This window comes from Solirubrobacter ginsenosidimutans, from assembly GCF_027587205.1.
In genome coordinates this window covers 266670-293057 of the sequence record NZ_JAPDOD010000005.1, presented here as the reverse complement: position 1 = coordinate 293057, position 26388 = coordinate 266670, and the positions used below count along the sequence as shown (strand labels likewise).

Sequence of the window (26388 nt, the reverse complement as noted above, 5' to 3'; positions counted from 1 at the left end):
CGCGGGAACCCTAGCAGCGGGCGCGGCGGAGCTAGGGTGTGCCGACTTGAAGATCCTCATCTTCCACGGCTACCTGCTCCTCGGCACGGGCTCGAACGTCTACAACGCCGAGCTCGGCGCGGCGCTGGTGCGCGCGGGCCACGAGGTGCACCTGCTCTGCCAGGAGCGCTCGCCCTTCGAGCTCGAGTGGGTGGACGCCGCGGGCTCGTGGGACAGCGGCTCGCTCGAGCTGGTCACCCGCTCCTCGCCCGCGCGCGCGACGGTCTACCGGCCGGATCTGGGCGGCGTGCTGCCGGTCTACGTGGCCGACGTCTACGAGGGCATCTCGGCCCGCCCCTTCAACGAGCTGAGCACGGGTGAGCTGGACGCCTACCTCTCCGCGAACGTGGCCGCGGTGCGCGAGGTCGCCGAGCGGGTGCGGCCCGACGTGGCGCTGGCGAACCACCTCGTGATGGGCCCGGCGATCCTCGCCCGCGCGCTCGGCGATTCCGTGCCCTACGCGGTGAAGATCCACGGCAGCGCGCTGGAGTACACCGTCAAGCCGTACCCGCGCTTCCGGCCCTACGCGGTCGAAGGACTGGCGGGCGCGCGCGGGGTGCTCGTCGGCTCCCGCCACACCGCCGAGTCGCTCTGGGCCGAGATGGACGACCCGGCGCTGCCGTCGCGAACGCGGTTGGGCCCGCCGGGCGTGGACATCGCCCGCTTCGCCCCACGAGAGCCGGCAGCGGCCCGCGCGGGCCTCACGGCGCTCCGCGACCGCCTCGCGGCGGCGGCGGCGTCGGCCGCGCCGTCCGCCCCCCGCGCGACCGCCCACTCCATGCCCGCGGACGAGGTCGAGCCCGACGATCTCGCCGCGCCCGTCTCGTCATTCACCCGCGACGTCCGCGAGGCGGTCGTCGCGCTCGACACGATCGAGGCCGGCGACCGGCTGATCGTGTTCGTGGGCAAATTGATCGCCTCCAAGGGCGTGGAGCTGCTGCTCGCCGCGCTTCCCCTCGTCCTCGCGCGCGAGCCCCGGGCGCGGCTCGTGGTCGTCGGGTTCGGGGCGTTCAGGGAAGGGCTCCAGCGGCTCACGGCGCAGCTGGCCGCGGGTGATCTCGCCGCCGCGGCGCAGACTCGCGGGGAGGACGGACGCGAGCTGCCGCAGCTCGCCGCGTTCTTCGCCGGGCTCGCCGACGCCGACGCGTATCGCGAGGCTGCCGCCGACCTCACCGATCGCGTCGCGTTCGCCGGCCGCCTGGATCACGCCGAGCTCGCCGACCTGCTGCCCGCCGCCGAGGCGATGGCGGTCACGAGCACCTTCCCGGAGGCGTTCGGGATGGTCGCGGCGGAAGCCGCCGCCTGCGGCGCGCTACCGGTCGTGGCGAACCACTCGGGGCTCGGCGAAGTCGCCCGCACCCTGGCGGCGGCCGTGCCGGAGGCCGCCCACCCGTGGCTCTCCTTCGACATCGGCCCTGAGGCCGTCGCGCAGCTCGCGGCCGCCCTCTCGGGCTGGCTCGAGGCCCCGGAGGACCTGCGGGCGGCGACCCGCGCGGCGATGGTCGAGGCGACGCGCGCCCGCTACTCGTGGGACGGCGTCGCGCGCACGGTCATTGCCGCGGCGCGGGGAGAACTCGAAGCGCTGCAGCAACCGTCCTGACTCGCTGTCAGAAATCGGTCACGTCGGACAGGATCCTGTACTAACGGAATTGATCGCCAATCCTGCTCGTCGGTAAAAGCGGTCATGCCGCTACGTCGGATCTTCCTCATTGGATGTGTCCTCATCGGACTGGGAACGGCCACCGACGCGCACGCTGCGGGCCTGGCCGTCGACAAGCTGGTCACCACGAACCAATCGACCGCCGCGAGGACGATCGTCTCGCCGGCGCTGACGACGACGGCGGCGAACGAGCTGCTGGTCGCGTTCGTCTCCTCAGACGGACCGACGGCCTCAGGTGCACAGACGTTCTCGAGCGTCACGGGCGGCAGCCTCACCTGGACACTGCGCCGGCGCACGAACGTCCAGAACGGCACGAGCGAGATCTGGACCGCGGTGGCGCCGCAGCCGATGACGAACCAGACGATCACGGCGACGCGGCTCACCGGGTCCTACCAGGGCACGCTCACCGTGGCCGCATTCAGCGGCGCGGAGACCGCCGCCACGCCCGCCACCGGGAGCGGCAACGGCGCCACGGGCGCGCCGAGCGCCACGCTGGTGACAACCCGCCCCGGCGCGTGGGTGTGGGGCGTCGGCAGCGACTGGGACCGGGCGGTCGGGCGGACCGTCGGCTCCGGCCAGACGAAGGTCGCCGAGTTCCTCGCTCCCGCCGGTGACACGTTCTGGCTCCAGCGCCAGACCGATCCGACGCCGACTGCCGGTTCGACGGTCGCGATCAGCGACACCGCGCCCACGAACGACCGGTGGAACCTCTCGACGATCGAGATCCTGCCGGCGGGCACCGACACCCAGGCCCCGTCGGCGCCTGCGGCGCTGCGCACCGATTCGGTCACCGCCGCGCGGGTCGACCTGCGCTGGAACGCCAGCACCGACGACTTCGGCGTCGCCGGCTACCGCGTGTACCGCAACGGCACGCAGATCGGCACGCCGAGCGGCACGACCTTCGCCGACACCGGGGTGTCGGCCGGCGGCGCCTACACCTACACGGTGCGGGCATACGACGGCGCCGGCAACCTCTCCGCCCCCTCGGACGAGCTGGCCGTGACCACGCCGGCTCCGGACACGACGATGCCGACGGTCTCGATCAGCGCTCCGGCGGCAGGCGCGTCGCTCTCCGGCACCGTGACGGTGCGGGCCGACGCGACCGACAACGTCGCCGTCGCCGGCGTGCAGTTCCTGCTCGACGGGGCGGCGCTCGGGAGCCAGGACGCGTCGGCGCCCTACACCGCCACGTGGGATACGACCACGGCGGTGAACGGGCTGCACACGCTCACGGCGCGCGCCCTGGACACGACCGGGAACATGGCGAGCTCGGCCGCGGTCTCGGTCACCGTCGCCAACAACGCCAATGACCCCGCCCAGGTCGGCCAGTGGGGGCCGGTCATCCCGCTCCCAGCGGTCGCGATCCACTCGGCGCTCACGCCCACCGCCAAGATCCTGCTCTTCCAGGGGACCTTCACCCAGGGCGGCTCGCAGTATCAGTTCGACCCCGCCACCAATGCGGTCACGCCGCTCCCGGACGCGGTCGCGAACCTGTTCTGCGCCGCCCAGGCCGTGCTCGCCGACGGCCGTGTGAACGTCGCCGGCGGCACCGACACCCGCTCCGAGACCGGCGGCCCGCTGGGCCTGGCCGACGCGACGGCGTACAACTGGAAGACGCTCACGTGGTCGCAGCTCGCGCCGATGCACTACCCGCGCTGGTACGCGACGGCGACGACCCTCGCCGACGGCAAGGTCATCGTCACCTCGGGCTCCAACCGCAGCGCGACGGACATCGTGCCGATCCCCGAGGTCTACGACCCCGTGGCGAACCGGTGGACCGAGCTGACCGCCGCCAGCAAGGCGATCCCGTACTACTCGTTCGTGTACCAGCTCCCCGACGGCAAGCTGATCCGCATCGGCGCCTCCGAGGAGCCGACACCGACCGAGACACTCGATCTCGCCACCAATCAGTGGCGCACCGTCGACTCGCGGATGCTCGACGGCGGCAGCGCCGTCAACTACGCGCCGGGCAAGTTCATGAAGGCGGGTACCGCTTCCGACGGCGGTTTCTCCGGCCAGTCCGCGAGCACCGCCTACACGCTTGACATGAACCAGGCCACTCCGGCGTGGCAGCCCACGGCGTCGATGAGTTACCGGCGGAGCTTCCTGAATCTGACCAACCTCCCCGACGGCACCGTGCTGGCCACCGGCGGCGGGACCGACAAGTCGGCGCAGATCGACGCCAACGGCGTGCTGCCGGCCGAGTCCTGGGACCCGGCAACCGGTGTCTGGACCAAGCTCGCCGCCATGGCGGTCCCGCGGCTGTATCACTCGGTCGCGGTGCTGTTGCCCGACGGCCGTGTGTACGTCGCGGGAGGTGGCTCCGACACCGGGGTGACCGACCAGAAGAGCGCGCAGATCTACTCGCCGCCCTATCTCTTCAAGGGGCCCCGACCGACGATCACCTCCGCTCCGGCGACCGTCCACTGGGGCGAGAGCACGTTCATCGGGACCCCGGACTCGGGCTCGGTGTCGCGCGTGTCGCTGATCCGCACCGGCTCGGTCACGCACGCGTTCGATCAAAACGCGCGTGCGCTGTCGCTCGAGTTCACGCAGACGGTCGGCGGCATCGACGTCAAGATGCCGGCCGACGGCAACTTCGCTCCCCCCGGCTATTACCTGCTCTCGATCGTCAACGCCCAGGGCGTGCCGTCGGTCGCCTCCTACGTGCGCTTCCCGGCTCCGTACGAGGACGACGTCGCTCCGAGCGCTCCCGGCAACCTTGCGGCCGCCGGCACGCTCGGTGGCGCGTCGCTGAGCTGGTCGCCGGCGACCGACAACGTCGGCGTCGCCCACTACAACGTCTACCGCTCGACGACCAGTGGCTTCACGCCGTCGGCGGCCAACAAGGTGGGGGAGAGCACGACGACGGGCTACGTCGACAACGGGCTGGCCGCCGGCGAGTACTACTACCGCGTGCGCGCCGAGGACGCGGCCGGCAACGTCGGCGCGGCCTCCGCGGAGGCGCACGCGACCGCCGCGTCGGATCACACGCCGCCGTCGACCCCGAGCGGGCTGGCCGGCACAGCGACATCCACGACGGCCTCGCTGACGTGGACCGCGGCGACCGACAACGCCGCGGTCTCGGGCTACCGGGTCTACCGGGACGGGGTCGAGGTCGGCACCACGCCCACGCCGAGCTACACGGATCAGGGCCTGAGCCCGCGGACGACGTACGCGTACGCCGTCGCCGCCTACGACGCCGCCGGCAACCTCGGCGCAAGGACCGGCGAAGTGAGCGTCACGACCACGGCGGCCGATCCGGTGAGCCTCGACAAGGTCGTTTCGACGCACCAGTCGGCCGACACCACCACGATCGCCTCGCCGCCCGTGACCACGACACGGCCCGGCGAGCTGCTCGTCGCCTTCCTGGCCTCGGACGGTCCGAGCGGGGCCGGATCGCAATCGTTCAGCTCGGTGACCGGCGGAGGGTTGACCTGGCGGCTCCGTCAGCGGGCGAATACGCAGGCCGGCGCGGCGGAGATCTGGCAGGCGGTCGCGCCTGCCGCGCTCACCAACGTGGTCTTCACCGCCACGCGCGCCGGTGGCAAGGCGCAAGGGGCGATGACCGTCGCCGCGTTCGCCGGCGCGGACACGGCGACGCTCGGCGCCGCGGCGGGTGCGAGCGCGGCGAACGGCGCGCCGCGGGTGTCGCTCACGACGACGCGGGCCGGCAGCTGGGTCTGGGGCGTCGGCATCGATTGGGATAAGGCGGTCGGCCGCACGCTCGGCGCCGGGCAGACCCTGGTCGACCAGTACTTCAGCCCCAGCGGCGACACGTACTGGGCGCAACGCCGCGACGCGCTGACGCCGGTGGCGGGGACTACGGTGACGTTGGACGACAGCGCGCCGACCGCCGACCGCTGGAACTTCGCCGCGATCGAGATCCTCAGCGCGCCGTAGAGCGCATGTGCCAGACGGCGGTGACCGTTGCGAACGTCCCCACGACGATCGTGAACGCCGTCACCGCCGTCGACAGCGCGAAGTGCAGCGTGAGCAGGCCCGTCGACACGACGGCGGTCGCCACACCGAGGTAGATCAACGTGTAGAACGCCGCGTTGACCGCGCCGCGCTCATCGGGCGGGGCGGCGAGGCTCAGCTGCGCCTGGCCGCCGAGGAAGCCCAGGCCGTGTCCGGCCCCACAGAGCAGGCCGGCGAACAGCAGGACGAGCAGTGAGCGGGTGGGGAATGCCAATGCGAGCGCCAGCAGCCCGAGCGCGAGCAGAACGAGCCCGCCGGCCTGCATGCGGGCATAGCTGCTGCCGCCGCGCGCCGCGATCTGCGCCACGCAGGACGCGGCGAGCATCACCGCGCTGATCGCTCCCAGGAGCGCCAGGTTCGACGTATCGAGCAGCTCCGCGGCATAGGACGGCACGACCGAGAGAAAGAACGCCGCGACGGCCCAGACGAGCGCGCCGGTGAGGCTCACGCGCGCGAACAGCACGCGGATCTCGGCCGGCACGCTCGGCCGGACGATCGTCAAGCGCCCGCCGCGCACCCGCCCGGGCTCCGGGATCGCCAGTGCGGCGACCGTCGCGGCGACGCCCAGCCCGATGAAGACGACGAACGGCAGCACGAGCCGGGCCGGAGCCCACTCGGCCAGCATGCCCGCGATCAGCGGCCCGGACGCGCTCCCGCCCGCCTGCGCGAGCGCGGAGAAGAGCGCCGCGCGGTCCTCCTGCGGCGCCGGGTCGAGCTCGAACAGCGCCGCGGCCGCGGCGCCGCTGATCATCCCGATCGCCAGGCCCTGCACCGCACGCGCGGCGAACAGCCAGACGAGGCTGCTCGCGCCGGCGAACAGGACGAGGCCGACGGTCGCGGTGGCGAAGCCCGTCGCCATCACCCGCCGGCGCCCGAGGCGGTCCGAGAGCTGCCCGAAGACCAGCAGCGACGGCGCGAGCACGAGCGCGTACGTGGCGAAGACCAGCGTCAGAACCGCCTTCGAGAACCCGAATTCGCGCTCGTAGATCGCGTACAGCGGCGTGGCGACGTTGGACGCCGCCATCATCGCGAACCAGCTCGCTGCGACGACCCCGAACGCCCCTGCCCGAAGCCGCCCGGAGGCGACGGTCATCCCCCGAACTCTAGGCGGCAGCTCCCTCGTCCTCGATGACGGTTAGGATTCCGCGCCATGGAGAGAGGCAGCTTTGGGCGTGTCGTTGTCGGCAGCGTCGTCACGACGCTCGCCTTGACCGGCTGCCAGCTCAAGAACGGCGGCGAGGACCTCGTCAACGGCAAGCAGCAGTTCGTCACCAACTGCGCGGCCTGCCACACGCTGGCGCGCGCCGGGGCCTCCGGCGTGACCGGCCCGAACCTCGACGAGGCGTTCCGCCAGTCCCGGGCCGACGGCATGAAGGACAGCACCTTCGCCGGCATCGTCGAAGGCCAGATCGCCCACCCCAACCGTAACGCTCAGGTTGACCCTGCGACTGGCAAGGAATTGCCGCTCATGAAGCCCGGGATCGTCACGGGCGAGGACGCGCGTGACGTGGCGGCCTACGTCGCCAGCGCGGTGGCCGAACCCGGCGAGGACACCGGCCCGCTGGCCGCCGTCGGCGCCTCCAAGGCCGAGGGCACGGCCACCGAACAGGGCGGGACGCTGGACATCCCGGTCGCCGCCTCCGGCCTCGCTTACAAGTTCGCCGACGCGACCGCGACGGCGGGTCAGGTCACGGTCAAGTCCGAGAACCCGCAGCCCACGCAGCACGACATCGCGATCGAGGGCAACGGCGTCAACGAGAAGGGCGAGGTCGTCACCAGCGGCGGCGTGTCGCAGTTCAGCGCCGACCTCAAGCCCGGGACCTACACGTTCTTCTGCTCGGTCCCCGGCCACCGCGAGGGCGGCATGGAAGGCAAGCTCACCGTCAAGTAGTGTCGGGGGGTGCCGGCGGCCATCCCCCTCTCTGACGCCGGACCGCCGCCGATCGCGGTGATCCAGGATCAACTCGCCCTGTCGGCGAAGCTCGACGCCCTCGTGCCCGGCAAGGTGCTCGACCGCAACCTGCTCGTCGCCTCGTGGAACGTCCGGATGCTCGGGACGGTCGGGCCGCGCTGGACCAACACTCCCAGCGACTCGCCCAAGCGCAACCTGGCCGACGTGTGGGCGCTGGCGGAGATCATCAGCCGCTTCGACGTCGTCGCCGTCCAGGAGGTCCGCGACGACCTGATCGGGCTGCGCCTGATCGCGCGCAGCCTCGGTCCCGAGTGGTCGTTCATCGTCACCGACGTCGTGCGCGGCGCGGCGGGCAACCACGAGCGGCTCGCGTTCCTGTTCGACCAGCGCCGCGTGAAGCCGTCGGGGCTGGCGGGAGAGCTCGTGCTCTCGGTCGAGGACACGGCGCGCCTGGAGATCGGGCGCCAGTTCGCGCGCACGCCGTTCCTGGTCAGCTTCGTCAGCGCCGGCAACCCGTTCACGCTCGCGTCGGTCCACGTCATCTGGGGCGATGACGTCGCCCAGCGCGCCAAGGAGGCGGGCGCGCTCGCCGATCTCCTGCGGCTCAGCGTCAAGGACCCGTCTCCGAAGACGCCCGACGACTTCCGCCGCAATCTGATCGCGCTCGGGGACTTCAACATCGCCGAGCAGGGCGACCTCGGCTTCCAGGCCCTCGTGAACAACGGCTTGACGCCCGACCCGAGCCTCGCCGGCCTCCCGCGCACCGTGGGGGAGAAGCCGGGCGAGGTGACCGCCTTCGATCAGGTGGCCTGGATCGCCCAGGGCCAGGAGGGCGCGCTGGGCTTCGATCGCACGTCCGCCGGGACCATCCAGTGGGACGCGCTGCTCGAGCGCGACCCGGCGGAAGGTGACAGCACCTTCCGCATCAGCGATCACTACCCGCTGTGGGTGGAGTTCGCCCTGCCCGCCCGCTAGCGGGCCTAGAGCGCTTTGACGACGAAGAAGATCACCATCGCCGCCAGGAAGACGGCGATGACGTAGAGCAGGAGGCGGAACGCCTCGCCTTCGGATCGCAGCGGGTTCAGCGCCACCGGCTCAGATGATGTAGACGGTGAAGTACACGACGATCCACATCACGTCGACGAAGTGCCAGTAGATCCCCGGGATCTCCATGCCGCGGTAGGAATCGGCGGAGAAGTGGCCGCGGAACGAGCGGATCGTGACGAAGAGCAGCAGCATCAGGCCGATGGTCACGTGGGCGCCGTGGAGGCCCGTCAAGCCGTAGAAGATCGAGCCCTGCGCATGGTCCTGCGGCGCGAAGCCGATGTGGACGTACTCGTTGACCTGGATGAAGAGGAACGTCAGGCCGAGCAGGAACGTCGTGACCATTCCCAGCTGCAGCCCGAGCCGGTTGTTCTTCTTGATCGACTCCTGCGCGTAATGCAGCGTGAAGGAGGACGAGACCAGGATCGCCGTGTTGAAGCCGGCGATCAGCTTCGGGAGCGTGTCGCCGGCGTGCGGCCATTCGGCGCCGCCCACGACCCGGATGAAGAAGTAGGCCGTGAAGAAGGCCCCGAAGATCATGACCTCCGAGATGATGAAAAGCAGCATCCCGAGGAACGCGGGCTCGACCCGCGAGGAGCGGTTGGCCTCAGGCGGGCCGTGATGGTGGTCGTCGTGGGCGTCGTGCGCCCCGACGGCGGCAGCAGCCACTACGCCTCCGCCTTCGCGCGCGACTCGATGTGCTCGACCGGGACGTTGGTCGCCCCGCGCACGCGGTCGACGAGCTTGTCCGCGACCCACTGCGAGCTGCCCTCGGGGAGGGTCGAGATGACGATCTCCGAGATGTGGAAGTACTGGACGGCGTTCATGACCGCCGTGTAGGGATCGGGGTCCCCGATCATCCCGGCGGCGACGATGCCGGCGTCGTCGAGCCCGGCGAGCAGGCGCCGCGCCCGCTGGCGCGCCTCGCGCACCCGGTGGCCCTGGCGGCCGCTCTGGGGAACGACCACGATGAAGCGCCGCGGCCCTTCCTGCGCGAGCGCCTTCAAGCGTTCGACCAGTTCCGGCGCGGCGGCGGTCAGGTTGGCAACCACGAGCGTGACGCCGAACGGCAGCCCCTCGGCCGCGAGGTCCACGACCACGTGCTCGACCGGCACGTTCGTCGCTTCCTCCAAGCGCTCGATCAGATCCCGCCGCAGCCAGCCGGAGGCCGTCTCGGGCAGCGTGGAGACGAGGATCTCGTCGATCGGCTGGGCGCGCGTGGCGTCCATGGCGGCGTTGAACGGATCGGCGTCGCCGACCTCGCCCGAGGCGGCCGCGCCGAGGTCGTGGATGAACTCCACGGCAAGGTCCACGCGGACCTGCGCGGAGTCGCGCACGACCTCGTCGTAGATCACGTTGCCATGCCGCGGCCGGGTTTGGGGGACGACGACGAAGAAGCGCGCCCCCTCCTCACTGCGCTCGCGGATGCGATCGAGCAGCGCCTTGCCGGCGATCGTCTCGTTCGCGAGGATGAGCACCGTCGGCACTGGCTAGACCCCCTGCTCCGACTCCGCCTCGGCGCCGGTGGCGCCTGCGGGTGTTTTCGGCCGCGCTTCTTCGGCGGGCTTGAAGATGCCGTGGACCGCGTCCGGCACGCCGTACTCGTACGGGCCGCCGACCACCGTCGGGACGCGATCGAAGTTGAAGATCGGCGGCGGCGAGGACACCTGCCACTCGAGCGTGAGCGCCTTCCACGGGTTCGAGGGGGCGCGCGGCCCGCCGCGCCACGACGCGACCATGTTGTAGACGAACACGAGCGTCGAGAGCCCGAGCACGAAGGAGCTCAGCGAGATGAAGAGGTTCCACGCCGCGAACTGCTCGGCGTAGTCCGACACCCGCCGGGGCATGCCCTTCACGCCGATCAGGTGCATCGGGCCGAACGTCGCGTTGAAGGACACGAACGTCAGCCAGAAGTGCAGCTTGCCCAGGCGCTCGTCGAACATCCGCCCGGTCATCTTCGGGAACCAGTAGTAGACGCCCGCGTAGATCGTGAACAGCGAGCCGCCGTAGAGCACGTAGTGGATGTGGGCGACGATGAAGTAGGTGTCCGAGACGTAGATGTCCATCGGCACCATCGCGAGCACCACGCCCGAGATGCCGCCGAGCGTGAACATCGTCAGGAAGCCGAGCGCCCACAGCATCGGCGTGTCCACGTGCAGGACGCCCTTCCACAGCGTCGCGAGCCAGCTGAAGATCTTGATGCCGGTCGGCACCGCGATGATCGCGGTCGTGACCATCATCGGGATGCGGATCCAGTCCTGCATGCCCGAGACGAACATGTGGTGCGCCCACACCGTGAAGCCCAGGAGCACGATGGCCAGCAGCGAGAAGGCCATCATCCGGTAGCCGAAGATCGGCTTTCGGGCCTTCACGCTGAGGACTTCGGAGATGATCCCGAAGCCCGGCAACATCATGATGTAGACCGCCGGGTGCGAGTAGAACCAGAAGACGTGCTGGTACATCAGCACGTCGCCGTCGCGCTCGGGGCGGAAGAAGTTGAAGTGCAGCGCGTAGTCGAAGAGCACGAAGAACTGCGACGCGGCGATGAACGGGGTGGCGATGACGACCAGCAGCGAGGTCGAGAAGTTCGCCCAAACCAGCAGCGGCATGCGCCAGAACGACATGCCGGGCGCGCGCATCGTGATGATCGTCACGAGGAAGTTCAGGGCGGTGGCGATCGATGACGCCCCCGCGAACTGCACCCCTATGGTGAAGAACATCTGGCCGATCGGCGCGCTCGTCGAGAGCGGCGTGTACGCCGTCCAGCCGGTCGCGAACGAGCCGCCGGGCGCGAAGAACGACGAGGCCATCATGATGCCGGCGATCGGCAGCATCCAGAACGACAGGGCGTTCAGGCGCGGGAAGGCCATGTCCGGCGCGCCGATCATCAGCGGCAGGACGAAGTTCGCCAGCCCGGCGAAGACCGGGATGATGAACAGGAAGATCATCAGCGACGCGTGGACGCTGAAGAGCCCGTTGAACGTGCCCGCGTCGACGAACTGGCGGCCCGGGGCCATCAGCTCGGCGCGGACCATCATCGCCAGCAGGCCGCCGACGAGCATGAAGAAGAACGACGTGACGACGTACTGGATCCCGATCACCTTGTGATCGGTGTTGACCCGGAAGTAGTCGCGCCAGGACGTCGCGCCGTGGCCCGAGTGATCCTCGGGGATCGTCGGCTTGCCGACCGCCCAGCGGAACCAGTAGTCGAAGGCGCCGAGGCCGACCAGGAACCAGAGCGGCGCGATCAGCAGCGACAGCAGCAGGATCCCGTTCTGGGCTTTGGTGACGATCCCCCCGTCGACAAAGACGGGCCACCCATAGGCCTCCCGGATGCCGATGATGATCGCGGCACAGAACAGCACGCCGAGAACGAGGAACGCAAACGCCCGTGGGATACCAGGTGCACGCAGTCGGACTGCCATCAGCCCCCCTTGGTCACATCAGAAAGGTACTTCACCAAAGCGTCGACCTGGGCCGGCGTCAAGGTCTGACCGAAGTCCGGCGGCATGATGTCGGCCTGATAGCCGGGCGCGATCACCTTGTTCGGGTCCACGATCGAGTCCTTGATGAACGCCTCGTCCTTGCCCTTGAGCACGGTGCCGAGGTCAGGGCCGATCGTGCCGGTCGCTCCCGCGTCGGCGAGCGTGTGGCACGCCTTGCAGTTGCCGGCGGACGAGTTGAAGACCGTCTTGCCGTCTTCCGCGGGCGCGGCACCGCCGCCCGCGCCGCCGGCGGGCGCGGCGGGCTTGCCCAGGCCGGAGAGGAACTTCTCGTAGTCCGCCTGGGACTGCACCACGGCGCTGGAGCGCATCACCGCGTGCCCGAGCCCGCACAGCTCCGCGCAGACGATCGGGTACGCGCCGAGCCGGTTGGGCGTGACGGAGTACGTGACGTCGATCCCCGGCACCGCGTCCTTCTTGATGCGGAACGCCGGAACCCAGAAGTCGTGCAGGACGTCCTTGGACTGGAGCGTGAACTGCACCTGGCGATCGATCGGCACGTGCAGCTGGTGCGACGCGGTCTTGATCTCCTTGCCGTCGGCGCCGGTGTAGAAGAACGTCCAGGCGAACTGCTCGCCGACGACCCGCACCTTGACCGGGTTGGGCGCGGCGGCCTCGACGTCCTCGAGCACCACGAACGCGTAGGTGCACAACCCAACCAGGATGATCGCGGGGATCGCGGTCCAGATCACTTCCAGGCGCGTGTTGCCGTGGATCGGCGGCCCGTCGAGGTTCTCCTCGCCGGGGCGCATCCGGAACTTGAGCACTGAGAACAGGACGACCGTCGTGACCCCGACGAACACGGGGACGGAAAAGATGATCAGGACGTCCCAGAGGGTGTCGATCGACTTCGCTTCTTTGGAAGCCGAGACGGGAAACCAGTCGATCAGCAGCCCGGCGGCGATGCCGAGCGCGGACGCGATGACGCCGACGCCAACCATCTGGCGCCAGTCGATGCGTGCATGCGGACGGTCGGGCCGAGGCCCGGCGGTCTGAGTCCTCTCCTCAAGGCCCATGGAGGCGGCATCCTATGCGAGCGCGCCGACGAACGTCTCGTCAGCAGAAGAACGTCAGGCTGCGCGGTACGCGGGACGCGCGCTGAACTGCGTGCCCGGAGGGCGCACCGGGGCCCGCCCGTTGGCGCGGAAATCTGACGGCGCAACGCCCTGGTAGCGCCGGAACGCCTTGGCGAATTGGGCGGGTTGGCGGTACCCGACGCGGTGTGCGACCTCGCGCACCGTCAGCGCGCGGGTGGCCAGCATCTCGGCCGCCTTCTGCATCCGTACGCGCGTCAGGTGATCGCGGAACGTGGTCTGGCCGATCTCCGCGTACGCACGCTGGAGTTGCCGCCGCGACGAGGCGACGCGGCGGGCGATGTCATCCAACGAGAGGTCTGAGGCGTATTCACGGTCGACGATCTCGGCGGCCTCCTGGAACAGCGAGGTGCGCAGGCGGATGGTTGAGGCTCGTTGCGTGGGCACGAATCTGTTACGCGTGAAGTGGCTTGGAGGATGACCACAAACCGCCGATGTGCCAGAACTGGCGCGTTGGCGCTCTGTAATCGGTTTCATCTGGGAAACTACCGGTAGCGGATCACCACGGCTAGTGCATCGTCGGTCCCTTTTGCATGCGTGTCCAGAATCCGACTGGCCAGCGCCTGCGCCGCGCCGCCGCCGGCGAGCGCGGGGGAGATGGCGCCGTCGATGCCGTCGGTGATCATCACCAGCAGGTCACCGCGCGCCAGTGGCATCGTCGCGGGTCGCACCCGCGGCATCCGGTAGCCGAGCACGCCGCCGAAGACCAGCGCGACCTCCTCGCGCAGCTCCGGGCCGGAGCGTACGAGCCGCGCGTCGACGTTCCCCACGCCCGCCCACGAGAGCTGCGAGCGCTCGAGGTCGAACCAGGCGGCGGTCATGACCACGCCGCGCGTCGTCAGCAACGCCTCGTGACACGTCTGCAAGAGTTCTTGCGCAGGCGCCTCCGCGTGCGTGCGCACGACCTCCGCGCACGTCTCGGCCGCATCCGCGGCCTCGGGACCGTGGCCGAGCCCGTCGATCACGCAGGCGAGCCCGCCCACCTTCGTGGGGACGAACACCGCGAGGTCGCCCGAGCGCGTCTCGCCCGCGTGCGTCGCGGCGGCGAGGCCGCGGTCCAAGGCTCCGGGCCACTCCTCAGCCACGCTGCGCCCACTTGATCAGCGTGACCGTCGTGCCCTTCCCCGGGCCGGTGTCGATGTCGAACTCGTCGACGAGCCGGCGCGCACCCGGCAGCCCGAGCCCGAGCCCGCCGCCGGTCGTGTAGCCATCGGTCAGCGCACGCTCGAGGTCCTCGATCCCCGGGCCTTCGTCACGGGCGATCACCCGGACCCCCCGGCGCCCGCGGGCGTCGCGCACGAGGTCGATCAGGACCTCGCCCCGCCCGTCCACCGCGTAGGTCGTGATGTTGCGGGCGATCTCGGAGATCGCGGTCGCGAGCAGCGTCTGGTCCGTGCTCGGCATCTCGAGGCCGATCGCCAGCGCGCGCGCCCGCTGGCGCGCGGTGACGACGTCGGCGTCGGACTCGATCGCGATCCGCTCCGACGTGTCTCTAGCCAAGGTCACCTGCCTGCAGCAGCGCGAGCCCTTCCTCGAGATCGAGCGCCGTCTGCACGTCCTCGAAGCTCATGCCGAGCTGGACCATGGCGAACGCCACCTCGGGCTGGATGCCGACGATCACCGTCTCGGCGCCGCGCAGGCGGGTCATCATCGCGATCCCCCGCAGCGAGCGCGAGACGAACGAGTCCATCACGTCCAGCGACGTGACGTCGACGATGATCCCGCGCGAGCGGTGACGCGTCACTTGCGCCATCACGTCGTCGCGCAGCTGCAGGACGTCGGTGTCCGTGAGCGCGGACTGGATCGACGCGATCAGGAACGGGCCCTGCTTGAGGATGGGGACGGCCATGCCCGCTAGACCCTGTCGTCGGCTTTGTCCACCGCGCCGGAGATGACCGTGTAGCCCAGCAACCGCTCGGCCTCTTCGATCCCGCCCTGGAGGTCGCCGACCGCGTTGACCTTGGAGAGGTCCACGCCGAGCGTCACGAGGGTCTGCGCGATCTCAGAGGAGAGGCCGGTGATGATCACCGAGGCGCCCATCAGGCGCGACGCGTCGACGGTCTGCACGAGGTGGTTGGCCACCGTGGAGTCGATCGCGGGGACGCCGGTGATGTCGATCACGACCACGCGGGCACGGTTGGTGCGGATGCCCCGCAGCAGCTGCTCGGTGAGCTGGCGGGCGCGCTGGCCGTCGAGCACGCCGATGATCGGGAGGATCAGCAGGCGCTCGCGCACCTGCAGGACCGGGGTCGAGAGCTCGCGGATCGCCTCCTGCTGCTGGCGGATGATGCGCTCGCGCTCCTGCACGAAGTTCACGCCCACCGTGTTGGCGATCCGGTTCGCGGCCGGCTCGTAGGCGTCGAGGACCTCGTTGAGGACCTCGAAGTCGGCCTGGTACTTCTTGAACAGCGAGCGAGCGAGCACGTCGCGCAGCAGCAGCACGATGCCCAGGACCTCGTCGGTCTCCACGCCGCGCGGGATGATGCGCTCGGAGAGGTTGCGCGCGTAGTCCTGGAGGGCTTCCACGGAGCCCGTCTCGAGCACCTCGACGTAGTTGTCGTACACCGAGGTCGCCTCCGAGAAGATCTCCTCCTCGGTCAGGGCGCTCAGGAAGCGCGCCTCGCCGATCCGGCGCGCCCATTCCTGACGCAGGTCGGTCCGGTTGGCACGGAGGTGCGCGACGAGTTCGCGCAGGAGCTCGTCGCTTGCCTCCTGGCGGCCGTTCGTGACCGTGTCCGTGGGGTCAGCCATCGGTCTCCTTGGGTTGGGGTGTGGGGCCGAAGGCCAGGATCGCGACGTCGTCGCGAAGCCGGCCTTCCGAGGCGGCCAGCACGGCCGTCTCCACGCGCTCGGCCACCGCGTCCGGCGGGAGCCCTGCGCAGGTCTCGAGCAGGGCCACCAGCTCGCGGTGGCCGAAGACTTCCTGGCGGCGCCGCCGGACCTCGGTGACGCCGTCCGTGTAGAGGACGAGCACCTGACCGTGGCCGAGCGTCACCGTGACGTCAGTCAGCTGCGGCTCGATGTCCGAGCCCAGCAGCGTGCCGAGCTGGCCGACCGGGGTGACGCGGCCGTTGGGATGCACGACCAGCGGCAGCGGGTGGCCGCCGCAGGCGAGGTCGAGCTCGACCTCACCCCAGCCCACCCGCAGGTGGGCGTAACAGACGGTGCAGAAGCGACCCTCGTCGCCGGTCTGGTCGCGCAGCGCCTTGTGCAGGAGTCGCAGCACGCCGGAGGGGCGACTCTCGTAGGCGGCCGCGGCGCGCATCGTGTGGCGGGCGAGAGCGGTTACGGCCGCGGCGTCCGGGCCCTTGCCCTGGACGTCCCCGATCAGGGCCGTCCAGGCGCCGTCGCCGGCGGCGAAGAGGTCGTAGAAGTCGCCGCCGAGCTCGATTCCCTCGCCCGCGGGGCGGAAGCGCACCGCGGCGCTGAGGCCGTGCACCGGCGGCAGCGCGCCCGGGCGCAGGGAGCGCTGGAGCGTGCGGGCGATCGTGCGCTCGCGCTCGTAGAGCTGGGCGTTCGTGATCGCGACGCTCGCCAGCTGCGCGAGCTGGGTGAGGATCGCCTCGTCGCGCGCCGAGAACACGCGGTGGTGCTCGTCGACGACCTCGAGCACCCCGAGCTCCTTGCCGCGGCCCGTGAGGTGGGCCGAGATCCGGGCGGGGTGTGCGTCGCCGTCGCTCAGCCGCGGGGGAGAGGTGGCCGTCAGCGGCCGGTGCCGCGGGTCCTGCGCCAGGATCGCGATCGTGGCGCGGCCGGCGTGCACCACGCCGCGGGCGGTGTCGGCGGTCAGCTGCAGGATCGCTTCGACGGTGAGCGAGGAGTTGATCGCCACCGAGGCATCCGCGAGCGCCCGCAGCTGCTGCACGTACTCATGCTCGAGGCGGGCGACCTCCTGAACCTCGATGTAGCCGCGATGGACGGTCTCGAAGGTCGACAGGCTCTCGCGCAGGAAGTCGGCGGCGGCGCTCAGCGTCGCGTCGTCGCCGGCCCTGACGTCGCGCATCGCGCTGTGGTGGGCGTCGGCGACGTCGAGGACGCTCAGCTGCGCCTTGACCGCCTCGCGCCCGAGGTCGTACGCGGCGCCGAGCGCGAGCTCGGAGCGGTCTGCGAGATAGACGGCGAACGCCGCGGAATAACGCGCAGCGAGGCCGTTGGTGACGTCCCCGGTCCCCACGATCGCGGGGGACTCTATGTCACGGTACGGGCGATCGCGCCTATGGCGGATCGCTGGCCAGATCACCGGTCGTCTCTGCCGAGCACCGGTAGCCGCTCGCATACTGGTTGTACGTGTGCGGCTGCCGGGGCCCGGCAGAGGCGGGCGGGGCCCGCCAGAATCCGCCATAGGCGCGGTGGCCCGTACTTAATGCGAGCTGTGATCCAGTGGGAGATCCGCGATGTCGCGCCGCGTGTCGGCGATCCAGCGGATCGTCGTCCACACGAAGATGATCGCGAAGAAGATCACGAGGTACGGGGTGAGCGTGACGCTCACGATCGTCAGCGAGAGCGCCGCCGCGTTGATCAGCGGCAGGATGCTCGGAGCGGGCATGTGGATCTCCTCCCCGACGGGAGGGACCGTGCCGTTGTCGTCGAGCTCGCTCATGAGTTGTAGACCCAGGCGGCGACGAAGGTCAGGGCGAACATCAGGACGCCGACGGTGGCGGCGAAGTAGGCGGTGCGGAGGTTCCGGCGGGCGAGCTTGCGATCCATCGGGCGGCCAGTCTACAGCTGTGCGTCCAGGACCATCGCGACGAAGAGCACCGCGAGGTAGCCGAGGGAGAACAGATAGGTGCGCAGGGCGCTCTTGCGATCCGCCCGGCGCTGAAGGCGCAGTGACAGCGTGATGAACGCTCCGGCCAGCCCGACGGCGAAGACGGCGTAGATCACGCCGAAGAAGCCGAATACGAACGGCAGCAGCGTCAGGACGGTCAGCAGCAGGGTGTAGAGGACGATCTGGCGGCGCGTCTCGGCCTCGCCGTGGACGACGGGCATCATCGGCACGCCGACGCGCGCGTACTCGTCCTTCATCAGCAGCGACAGTGCCCAGAAGTGGGGCGGCGTCCAGTAGAAGACGATCGCGAACAGGTAGAGCGCCGCGGGGGCCACGCCGCCGGTGACCGCGGCCCAGCCGACGAGCGGCGGGACCGCGCCGGCGGCGCCGCCGATGACGATGTTCTGCGGCGAGCGGCGCTTGAGCCAGACGGTGTAGACGACCGTGTACCAGAAGAAACCGGCGAGGGCGAGGCACGCGCTCAACAGGTTCGCGGCGGACCACAGGATCGCGAACGACGCGATCTGCAGCGCGAACGCGTAGATCAGCGCCGCGCGCGGGGAGATCCGCCCGCTCGGCACCGGCCGCGACGCCGTGCGCGGCATCGCCGCGTCGATGTCGCGGTCGTAGAAGTGGTTGAACGCACCCGCTCCGCCCGCGCTGAGGAAGCCGCCGACGACGGTGATCGCGACCAGGCCGACCGACGGATCCCCCGCGACGTACATCGTCGTGATCGTCGTCAGGAGCAGCAGTAGTTGCACCTTCGGCTTCGTCAGCGTGACGTAGTCGGAGACGACCTGCTTGACGCCGGGAACCGCGAGTGATGCCTGTGACGCTTCCATCGGGCCTACCGCTGCAGCGGCTGTCCGGAGCGGTAGCGCTGCTCGACGCCGGTCCGCTGCTCGATCTCGCGGCGGATGTCCTTCATCGGCTCAACCGAGCGCACGCGCGGGATCACGTCGAAGTTGTTCTCCGGCGGCGGCGACGGCGTGAACCACTCGAGCGTGTTGGCCTTCCACGGGTCCGGGCCGGCCTTGGCGCCGTGCTTGAGCGCGTAGACGATGCCGATGACCGTGATGGCCACGCTCAGGGCGATCATGAACGCGCCGACCGTGGAGATGAAGTTGTAGGCCGTCCAACTGTGGTTGGAGTACTCGTAGATGCGCCGCGGCATGCCGCTCAGACCGGCGGAGTGCTGGATCAGGAACGTCAGGTGGAACCCGACGAACATCAGCGCGAAGCCGACCTTGCCCAGGCTCTCGCTCAGCATCCGGCCCGTGATCTTCGGGAACCAGAAGTAGAGCGCGGCGAGCATCGCGAAGGCGGATGCGCCGAAGGCCGTGTAGTGGAAGTGCGCGACGACGAAGTACGTGTCGGTCAGCTGCCAGTCGATGGGGAAGACGGCCAGGAAGATGCCGGTGATGCCGCCCATCGTGAACGTCGCGATGCCGCCGACGCAGTACAGGAGCGGAACCGTCCACTCGACCGTGCCGCGCCACAGCGTGGCGATCCAGTTGAAGATCTTCACGCCCGTCGGGACGGCGATGATGAAGCTCGAGAGCATGAAGAACGCGAGCACGACGGTCGACATCGGCGTGGCGAACATGTGGTGCGCCCACACGAGCATGCCGAGGAAGGCGATGCCGGCGGTGGCCGCGGCGATCGCCTTGTAGCCGAAGATCGGCTTGCGGGCGAACACCGGCAGGATCTCGGAGAAGACGCCGAACGCCGGCAGGACGAGGATGTAGACCTCTGGGTGCCCGAAGAACCAGAACAGGTGCTGCCAGAGCAGCGCCGAGCCCCCCTGCGCAGGGTCGAAGAACGCCGTGCCGAAGTTGCGGTCCAGCAGGAGCATCGTCACGGTCGCGGCGAGCGACGTCAGGGCGATGATGATCAGGTACGAGTAGATCAGGATCGTCCACACGAACAGCGGCATGCGGCCCCAGCCCATGCCGGGCGCGCGCATGTTGTGGATCGTGGCGATGAAGTTGATCGCGCCGATGATCGACGCCAGACCGGTGAGGTGGACCATGTAGATCCACGCTTCCTGGCCGTTCGTCCCGCTGTACTGCTTCAGGGAGAGCGGCACGTAGGAGAACCAGCCGGCCTCGGGCGGCGAGAAGAACATCGACATGTAGAGCGCCAGGCCGCCGAACAGGTACATCCAGTACGACCAGGCGTTCAGCCGCGGGAAGGCGACGTCGCGCGCGCCGATCATCAGCGGGAGCAGGTAGTTCGCGAAGCCCGCCCACACCGGCACGATGACCAGGAAGACCATCGTCGTCCCGTGCATCGTGAGGATCTGGTTGTACCGCTCAGGCGTGAGCAGCGTGTTGTCCGGCACTGCGAGCTGGGTGCGCATGAGCAGGGCCTCGACCCCGCCCAGCACGAAGAACACCAGCACCGTGGCCAGGTACATGATCCCGATCTTCTTGTGATCGGTCGTGGTGATCCACGATGTCCAGCCGGTCGCCTCGCGCTGGGCGCGGTGGGCGATGATCTGCGGACGCGGGCGCGTTCGCAGGCCGGTGCTGGTGGGTTCGGTCGTGGCTGCCAAGTCGGTCCTCGTCAGGTGCTGCTGGTTACTGGCCTGAAGTCTGTTCGGCCACGAGGGCCTTCTGCTGGGCCGCGACCTTCGTCCGGGCGGCCTTGACCGCCGCGACCTTGTCCGCGTACCACTTCTTGTAGTCGTCCATCCGCATGCCGATCACGCGGGCGTACATGTTCGCGTGGTTGCGACCGCAGAGCTCGGCGCACTGGCCCGTGAAGACCACCTGCTTCTGGCCCGGCTTGATCGCGTCCGGCGGGATCTGGAACCACGTCTTGTTCGTGTAGCCGGGGACGGCGTCGAACTTGCCGCCGAGCTTCGGGATCCACCAGGAGTGCACGACGTCGTCGGCCGTGATGTCCAGGATCACCGTGCGACCGACCGGGACGACCATGTCGGTGTAGGCCAGCAGGGCGGATTGGCTCCCCGATTCCTTGCCGACGTAGCCGTAGCGCCACACGTACTGCTGGCCGTTGACGGCGATGTGCATCACGGTGCCCTTCTTGGGGATCGTGATGTCGGTCGACGCAACCTCGTAGCCGCTGCCATCGGTCATGGCGACCGGCTGGCCGTTCTCGTTCACCACCGAGGGCTTGGGGTTCTTGATCGACCCGAGCATGAGGAACGTGAAGAACGTGATGAAGATCAGGATCACGGCCGCGCCCACGGTCCAGCCGACCTCGAGCTTGGTGTTGCCGTGGATCTGCGCGGCCTGACGGCCCTTGCGGGCGCGGTACTTCCACAGCGAGTAGAAGAGCGCGCCCTCGACGCCCGCGAAGATGAACAGCGCGAGCACGAAGACCATCACGTACAGCGTGTGAATGCTGTCGGCGTTCGGCGAGCCGCCTGTTTCGGGGAACAGGAGGCCGGCGTGCGCGGCCGGGGCGGCAATGAGGGCTGCGGCCAGCGCTGGGGGCAGCGCGAGCAGGAGCCGGCGGAATCGTCCTTCAGGCACGAGGGCCGGGAGTATAAGGACGGAGGGGGCGCATTCGCGGCGCGGTCACCTCAACGACCCTCGAAATTCGCCGTGCGCTTCTCCACGAACGCGCCGACGCCTTCCAAGAAGTCGTGTGACTGCGCCATCTCCTGCTGGATCTCCGCCTCGAGCTCCAGTTGCGCCTGCATGCGGGCGAATTGCCAGGCGTTGAGCTGGCGCTTGGTGCCCGCGTAGGAGCGTGTGGGGCCCGCGGCGAGGCGGTCGGCGAGCCGATCGGCCTCGCTCATGAGTGTCTCGTCCGTGACCACGAAGTTGATCAGGCCCCACTCCAGGGCTTTTGGCGCCGGAACGCGCTCGCCGAGCATCGCCATCTCCGCTGCGCGGGCGAAGCCGATGCGCTCGGGGATCAACAGGCTCGAGCCGCCGTCGGCGACCAGCCCGATGTTCACGAACGCGAGCAGGAAGTAGCTCGACTCGGCCGCGACGATCAGGTCGCAGGCCAGTGCGAACGAGCACCCGATGCCCGCCGCGGCCCCGTTGACGGCCGCCACCACCGGTTTCGGCATCTCGCGGATCGTGAGGATGATCGGGTGAAAACGCTCGTTGAGCGCCTTCTGGAGGTTGGGCCGCCCGGACTCGTTGGGCTCGAAGCCGGCGCGCAGATCGGCGCCTGAGGAGAACGCGCGGCCGCTGCCGGTGAGCACGACGGCGCGAACCCCGTCGTCCTGGGCGACCTCCCGGAGGGCGGCCAGCAACTGGTCCCCGAGCTCGGCGTCGACGGCGTTCATCGCCTGCGGGCGGTCGAGGACGATCGTGGCGACCGCGCCGCGACGCTGGACTTGAACGCTCATGCCCCGCACCGGTCCGTGGGTGGGTGGGGATGGCATCCGGGTGTGGCCCCTCGTCGGCGTGTTGCCAGGGTCCTCATGAGGAATCTTCCTTTGTGTGTGATCAAGTTGTGAAGCTGGGTACGTCCATCGTCGATGGGAGACGGAAGACGACCCCGGATCGGCCTCTGCACCGCTTTGGAGCGGGCTCGCTGGACGGTATGGGATCGCGAGGCGTTCCTGCTCTCGCGGGCGTACGTCGACGCATTGCAGGTCGCCGGCGCGGTCGCGCTGATGGTCCCGCCCGACGCGTGGGTGGCCGAGCACCCGGATGACGTGCTCGACGGCCTCGACGGGTTGGTGCTGGCCGGCGGGGCGGACATCGATCCCGCCTCCTACGGCGAATCCCGCCACGCCAAGACGACCAACACGCGACCCGACCGCGACCACGCCGAGATCGCTCTGGCGACGCGGGCGCTGGAGCGCGAACTGCCGGTGCTCGGTATCTGCCGCGGTATGCAGCTGATCAACGTCGCCCTCGGCGGGACCCTCGTCCAGCACCTCCCGGACGACCTCGGCCACACCGACCACCGCCGCGCCCTCGGCTCCTTCGACAACGCCGACCATGACGTGCGTCTGGAGCCGGGCTCGCTCGCGGCGGCGGCGTGCGGCGAGCTCCGCCACGCGACCAAGTCCCACCACCACCAGGCGGTCGCCAAGCTGGGCGACGGGGTGGTGGCGAGCGGCTGGAGCGAGCTGGACGACCTCGTCGAGGCGATCGAGATCCCGGACTCGCGCTGGGCGCTGGGCGTCCAGTGGCACCCGGAAGTCGACCCGCGCTCGCGCGTCGTGCGCGCCTTCACGGCCGAAGCGGCCCGCACCCCGGCCCGCGCCTAGCCACCCCGCGAATTCGGCGTCCGCGGGCGGACCTCAGGCGCGTAGGGCGGCTGCCCGTACCCGCCTCGTCCGCGCGCCCCGATATATTCGCCGCGTCCGTGCCCCGTTCGACCGCCATCCGCGCGGCCGCCTGCACGGTGCTCGCCGCCGGCCTCGCGGCGCCGTTGCTCCGCCGCCGGCTCCGCCTAAAGCCACCAGTCGTGATCGCCGCTGCAGCCGCGACCCCGTTCGCCCTCGCCGCATTTCCACGCGGGCGCGCGCGGGACGTCGGCATGTGCGTGCTGCAGATGTACGCCTACGTCGTCACGTACAAGATGCCCAACGACGACCCCGAGAAGCTGATGGCGCGGGTGCGCGTGGAGTATCCCGTCAAGGCCGACCGCTTCCTCGGCCGCGGGACCACGCCCACGCTTCGCCTGCAGCGAGCCCTCAGCACGCCCGCGCGCTTCAACCGCTTCGAGAAGGTGCTCGTCTGGTCGCACTGGGTCTGGTTCGCGTTCCCGCACGGCACCGTCGCCTACACGCTGTTCAGGCACCGTGACCAGTTCCCCGTCGCCGCCGCGCGGATCTACGCCACGTTCGACCTCGGCGTCATCGGCTACTGGGCGATTCCCACCGCGCCCCCATGGTTCGCGGCCCAGCGCGGTTTGATGGAGGACGGGCGCACGCCCGAGCTGCGCCGGATGATGGTCGAATACGGCGAGCAGTTCTGGAAGCAGGGATGGGCGCCTCTGTACGGTGTTCTGGGAGGGAATCCCCTGGCCGCAATGCCTTCGCTGCACTTCGCCACGTCCGTGACGGCCGCCCACGTCCTCAGTGACACCGGGAAGGTCGCGGGGGCGTTCGGGTGGGCGTACGCGGCCACGCTAGGTCTCGCGCTCGTCTATCTCGGGGAGCACTATGTCGTGGATCTGGCCGCCGGCCTCGCCCTCGCCGAAACCATCCAGGCTGCCCAGCCGCGGCTGACGCCCGCCGCGCGCCGGCTGTCGCGCGTGCTGCAGACGATCGAGGCCAAGGCGCAGGTACGCGCATGACGCGGGCGCCGGGGCAGACGGTCGACGAACCGCCGCCCGGCGAGGTGCACGACGAGGACGACGATCGCGGTCTCGAGCTCAACGCCCGCACGATCCTGACGCTGTGCGGCTTCCTCGTCGCGATGATCGCCGGGCTCTACTTCCTGCTGCCCCACCTGACGGGGCTGGAGGACACGTGGAACCGGATCGAGGACGGCTCGCCGGGCTGGATCGTGCTCGCCTTCCTGCTGACGTTCGGCATGTTCGGCGGCTACGTGGCGATGTTCCGGGGCGTCTTCGGCCATGTCGAGCGGATCGGCTGGCGCGAGAGCTACCTGATCACGATGGCCGCCCTCGCCGCGTCGCGGATCTTCGCGGCCGGCGGCGCCGGCGGCCTCGTCCTGCAGGCCTGGGCGCTGCGCCAGGCGGGCATGCGCAAGCGCGAGGTGGCCGACAAGACGATCAGCTTCCTCGTCCTCACCTACTTCCCCTACGCCGCGGCGGTGATCATCTTCGGGCTCGGCCTGCGGCTGGGGATCTTCCCAGGCGAGGCGCCGTTCACGATGACCGTGATCCCGGCCGTCATCGCCCTGATGCTGATGGGTCTCACGAGCCTGATCCTGCTCGTCCCGACCGACCTGCAGCGCCGGCTGGACGGCTTCGCCAAGCGCACCGGGACGATCGGGCGGATCACCAAGCGCCTGGCCCTGGTCCCCGCGGCGACCTCCGCCGGCCTGCACGACGCGATCTCCCACATCCGCTCCAGGAACCCCGCCCTGCTCGGCGCGATCCTCTTCTGGGGATTCCAGATCGCGGTGCTCGAGGCGGCGTTCAGGGCGTTCGGCGACGCGCCGCCGCTCGCGGTGCTCATCCAGGCCTTCTTCGTGGGCATGCTCGGCAACCTGCTGCCGATCCCCGGTGGCGTGGGCGGGGTGGAAGGTGGCATGATCGGCGCCTTCGCCGCGTTCGGCGTCGATGCCGGGCTCGCCGTCGTGGCGGTTCTCGTCTTCCGCGCGTTCACGTTCTGGCTGCCGCTGGTGCCGGGCGTGATCGCGTTCTTCCGCTTGCGGGCGCGCGTTGAGGAATGGCGTAACGAACGGGCCCCTGGCGCTACTATACAAAGTAAAGCGTAAGCGGAAAGGCAACCATGGCAGACGTCGAGAACGTGATCATCATCGGCAGCGGGCCGGCCGGTTACACGGCGGCGCTGTACACGGCACGGGCGAATCTCAACCCGCTGGTCATCGAAGGCTTCCTCTGGGGCGGGCTGCTCCAGCAGACCACGGACGTCGAGAACTTCCCGGGCTACCCGAAGGGGATCATGGGCCCGGAGATGATGCAGGACCTGCGCGACCAGGCGGAGCGCTTCGGCACGCGGTTCATCACCGACAACGCCACGAAGTTCGAGCCCGGCGAGAACGGTGAGCCGCACACCGTGTGGATCGAGGACGAGAAGTTCCAGGCCCGCTCGGTGATCCTCGCCATGGGCGCGGAGCACAAGAAGCTCGGCGTCAAGGGCGAAGAGGAGCTCGGCGGCCGCGGCGTGTCCTACTGCGCGACCTGCGACGCCGCGTTCTACAAGGACCGCGCGACGATCATCGTCGGCGGCGGCGACTCCGCGATGGAGGAGGCGATCTTCCTCGCCAAGTTCTCGTCGAAGGTCGTGATCGTCAACCGCCGCGACGAGTTCCGCGCGTCGAAGATCATGCTCGAGCGCGCCCGCGCCACCGAGAACATCGAGTTCCTGACGCCGTACACGGTCTCCGAGTTCCGCCCGGACGAGTCGGGCCTGCTCTGCAACGCGATCCTACGCAACGCCGAGACGGGCGAGGAGCGCGAGCTGCCGATGAAGGGCGCCTTCATCGCGATCGGGCACGAGCCGCAGTCGGAGATCGTCCAGGGCCTCGTCGCAACCGACGCCGAGGGCTACGTCCTGACCGAGGGCAAGTCCACGCGCACCAACGTCCCCGGCGTCTTCGGCGCGGGCGACCTCTGCGACAGCACCTACCGGCAGGCCGTCACGGCGGCCGGTTCCGGATGCCAGGCGGCGCTCGACGCCGAGTGGTACCTGCGCGACAACCCCGCTGTTCCCACCCCCGCCGTACTCGAAGGAACCGGCGACCTGGCGGAGCAGCAGTGGGCGCCCGCAGCTCGCTCCTAGCGTC

General features: G+C 69.8%; 24 protein-coding genes. 8 read left to right on the top strand and 16 right to left on the bottom strand.

The genetic code is table 11. The annotated features are described in order from the left end of the window. Nucleotides 1-46 precede the first annotated feature (46 nt). Together OM076_RS09550 and OM076_RS09545 are read left to right on the top strand one after the other, a co-directional pair. A complete protein-coding gene (locus OM076_RS09550; RefSeq protein ID WP_270039405.1) occupies nt 47-1639 on the top strand; it encodes a glycosyltransferase in 1593 nt (530 codons plus the stop codon). An 84-nt stretch (nt 1640-1723) separates the two neighbouring features. Then, on the top strand, nt 1724-5602 hold the full coding sequence (locus tag OM076_RS09545) for a galactose oxidase-like domain-containing protein (RefSeq protein WP_270039404.1): 3879 nt from the start codon (nt 1724-1726) through the stop codon (nt 5600-5602). On the opposite strand, the gene OM076_RS09540 is transcribed toward OM076_RS09545, so the two are convergent. Continuing rightward, on the bottom strand, nt 5589-6773 hold the full coding sequence (locus OM076_RS09540; protein ID WP_270039403.1) for an MFS transporter: 1185 nt from the start codon (nt 6771-6773) through the stop codon (nt 5589-5591). The two genes, OM076_RS09545 and OM076_RS09540, sit on opposite strands and share 14 nt — an antisense overlap. A 57-nt stretch (nt 6774-6830) precedes the next feature. Here OM076_RS09540 and OM076_RS09535 point away from each other — a divergent pair, with 57 nt between their 5' ends. Further along, nucleotides 6831-7571, top strand: coding sequence for a c-type cytochrome (locus OM076_RS09535; RefSeq protein ID WP_270039401.1), 741 nt, complete (start codon nt 6831-6833; stop codon nt 7569-7571). 9 nt (nt 7572-7580) lie between these two features. Continuing rightward, nucleotides 7581-8567, top strand: coding sequence for an endonuclease/exonuclease/phosphatase family protein (locus tag OM076_RS09530; protein WP_270039400.1), 987 nt, complete (start codon nt 7581-7583; stop codon nt 8565-8567). Nucleotides 8568-8687: 120 nt separating this feature from the next. Here the strand turns inward: OM076_RS09530 and OM076_RS09525 are convergent, their stop codons facing one another. The 15 genes from OM076_RS09525 to OM076_RS09455 all read right to left on the bottom strand — a co-directional run bounded on the left by OM076_RS09525 (nt 8688) and on the right by OM076_RS09455 (nt 22337). Then, nucleotides 8688-9305, bottom strand: coding sequence for a cytochrome c oxidase subunit 3 (locus tag OM076_RS09525; protein WP_270039397.1), 618 nt, complete (start codon nt 9303-9305; stop codon nt 8688-8690). Further along, the gene (locus tag OM076_RS09520) at nt 9305-10123 is read right to left on the bottom strand and encodes a hypothetical protein (protein WP_270039396.1); all 819 of its coding nucleotides are present in this window, start codon (nt 10121-10123) and stop codon (nt 9305-9307) included. Before OM076_RS09520 ends, OM076_RS09525 begins: the two co-directional genes overlap by 1 nt. Nucleotides 10124-10126: 3 nt before the next feature. Next, nucleotides 10127-12061 carry a cytochrome c oxidase subunit I gene (ctaD, locus tag OM076_RS09515; RefSeq protein ID WP_270039394.1) on the bottom strand — a complete coding sequence of 645 codons (1935 nt, stop codon included), beginning with the start codon at nt 12059-12061 and terminating at the stop codon, nt 10127-10129. After that, a complete protein-coding gene (coxB, locus tag OM076_RS09510) occupies nt 12061-13080 on the bottom strand; it encodes a cytochrome c oxidase subunit II (protein ID WP_270039392.1) in 1020 nt (339 codons plus the stop codon). Before coxB (OM076_RS09510) ends, ctaD (OM076_RS09515) begins: the two co-directional genes overlap by 1 nt. 129 nt (nt 13081-13209) lie before the next feature. Next, entirely contained in the window at nt 13210-13620 is a 411-nt protein-coding gene (locus tag OM076_RS09505) for a helix-turn-helix transcriptional regulator (RefSeq protein WP_270039390.1), read from the bottom strand. A 98-nt stretch (nt 13621-13718) separates the two neighbouring features. Beyond that, nucleotides 13719-14318, bottom strand: coding sequence for a SpoIIE family protein phosphatase (locus OM076_RS09500; protein WP_270039388.1), 600 nt, complete (start codon nt 14316-14318; stop codon nt 13719-13721). Further along, entirely contained in the window at nt 14311-14733 is a 423-nt protein-coding gene (locus tag OM076_RS09495) for an ATP-binding protein (RefSeq protein WP_270039386.1), read from the bottom strand. The genes OM076_RS09500 and OM076_RS09495 overlap by 8 nt, the downstream gene beginning before the upstream one ends. Beyond that, on the bottom strand, nt 14726-15082 hold the full coding sequence (locus OM076_RS09490; protein WP_270039385.1) for an STAS domain-containing protein: 357 nt from the start codon (nt 15080-15082) through the stop codon (nt 14726-14728). Before OM076_RS09490 ends, OM076_RS09495 begins: the two co-directional genes overlap by 8 nt. Before the next feature lie 5 nt (nt 15083-15087). After that, the gene (locus OM076_RS09485; RefSeq protein ID WP_270039383.1) at nt 15088-15984 is read right to left on the bottom strand and encodes an STAS domain-containing protein; all 897 of its coding nucleotides are present in this window, start codon (nt 15982-15984) and stop codon (nt 15088-15090) included. Next, entirely contained in the window at nt 15977-17407 is a 1431-nt protein-coding gene (locus OM076_RS09480) for a PP2C family protein-serine/threonine phosphatase (RefSeq protein WP_270039382.1), read from the bottom strand. The genes OM076_RS09485 and OM076_RS09480 overlap by 8 nt, the downstream gene beginning before the upstream one ends. A 186-nt stretch (nt 17408-17593) precedes the next feature. Beyond that, complete coding sequence (locus tag OM076_RS09475) at nt 17594-17833, bottom strand: hypothetical protein (protein ID WP_270039380.1); 240 nt, start codon at nt 17831-17833, stop codon at nt 17594-17596. A gap of 119 nt (nt 17834-17952) precedes the next feature. Then, on the bottom strand, nt 17953-18843 hold the full coding sequence (locus tag OM076_RS09470) for a heme o synthase (protein WP_270039379.1): 891 nt from the start codon (nt 18841-18843) through the stop codon (nt 17953-17955). A 5-nt stretch (nt 18844-18848) separates the two neighbouring features. Next, nucleotides 18849-20558: a cytochrome c oxidase subunit I gene (gene ctaD, locus OM076_RS09465; protein WP_270039377.1), complete on the bottom strand. Its 1710-nt coding sequence runs from the start codon at nt 20556-20558 to the stop codon at nt 18849-18851. 25 nt (nt 20559-20583) lie between these two features. Then, nucleotides 20584-21504, bottom strand: a complete 921-nt coding sequence (gene coxB, locus OM076_RS09460; protein WP_270039376.1) for a cytochrome c oxidase subunit II — start codon at nt 21502-21504, stop codon at nt 20584-20586. A 50-nt stretch (nt 21505-21554) separates the two neighbouring features. Beyond that, nucleotides 21555-22337 carry an enoyl-CoA hydratase/isomerase family protein gene (locus OM076_RS09455; RefSeq protein WP_270039374.1) on the bottom strand — a complete coding sequence of 261 codons (783 nt, stop codon included), beginning with the start codon at nt 22335-22337 and terminating at the stop codon, nt 21555-21557. A gap of 132 nt (nt 22338-22469) precedes the next feature. On the opposite strand from OM076_RS09455, the gene OM076_RS09450 reads away from it, so the two are divergent. The 4 genes from OM076_RS09450 to trxB all read left to right on the top strand — a co-directional run bounded on the left by OM076_RS09450 (nt 22470) and on the right by trxB (nt 26384). Beyond that, entirely contained in the window at nt 22470-23210 is a 741-nt protein-coding gene (locus OM076_RS09450) for a gamma-glutamyl-gamma-aminobutyrate hydrolase family protein (RefSeq protein WP_270039372.1), read from the top strand. 98 nt (nt 23211-23308) lie between these two features. Beyond that, on the top strand, nt 23309-24244 hold the full coding sequence (locus tag OM076_RS09445) for a phosphatase PAP2 family protein (RefSeq protein WP_270039370.1): 936 nt from the start codon (nt 23309-23311) through the stop codon (nt 24242-24244). Then, entirely contained in the window at nt 24241-25356 is a 1116-nt protein-coding gene (locus tag OM076_RS09440) for a lysylphosphatidylglycerol synthase transmembrane domain-containing protein (RefSeq protein ID WP_270039368.1), read from the top strand. The genes OM076_RS09445 and OM076_RS09440 overlap by 4 nt, the downstream gene beginning before the upstream one ends. 14 nt (nt 25357-25370) lie before the next feature. Continuing rightward, the gene (gene trxB / locus OM076_RS09435; protein ID WP_270039366.1) at nt 25371-26384 is read left to right on the top strand and encodes a thioredoxin-disulfide reductase; all 1014 of its coding nucleotides are present in this window, start codon (nt 25371-25373) and stop codon (nt 26382-26384) included. The last annotated feature ends 4 nt before the right edge of the window (nt 26385-26388 follow it).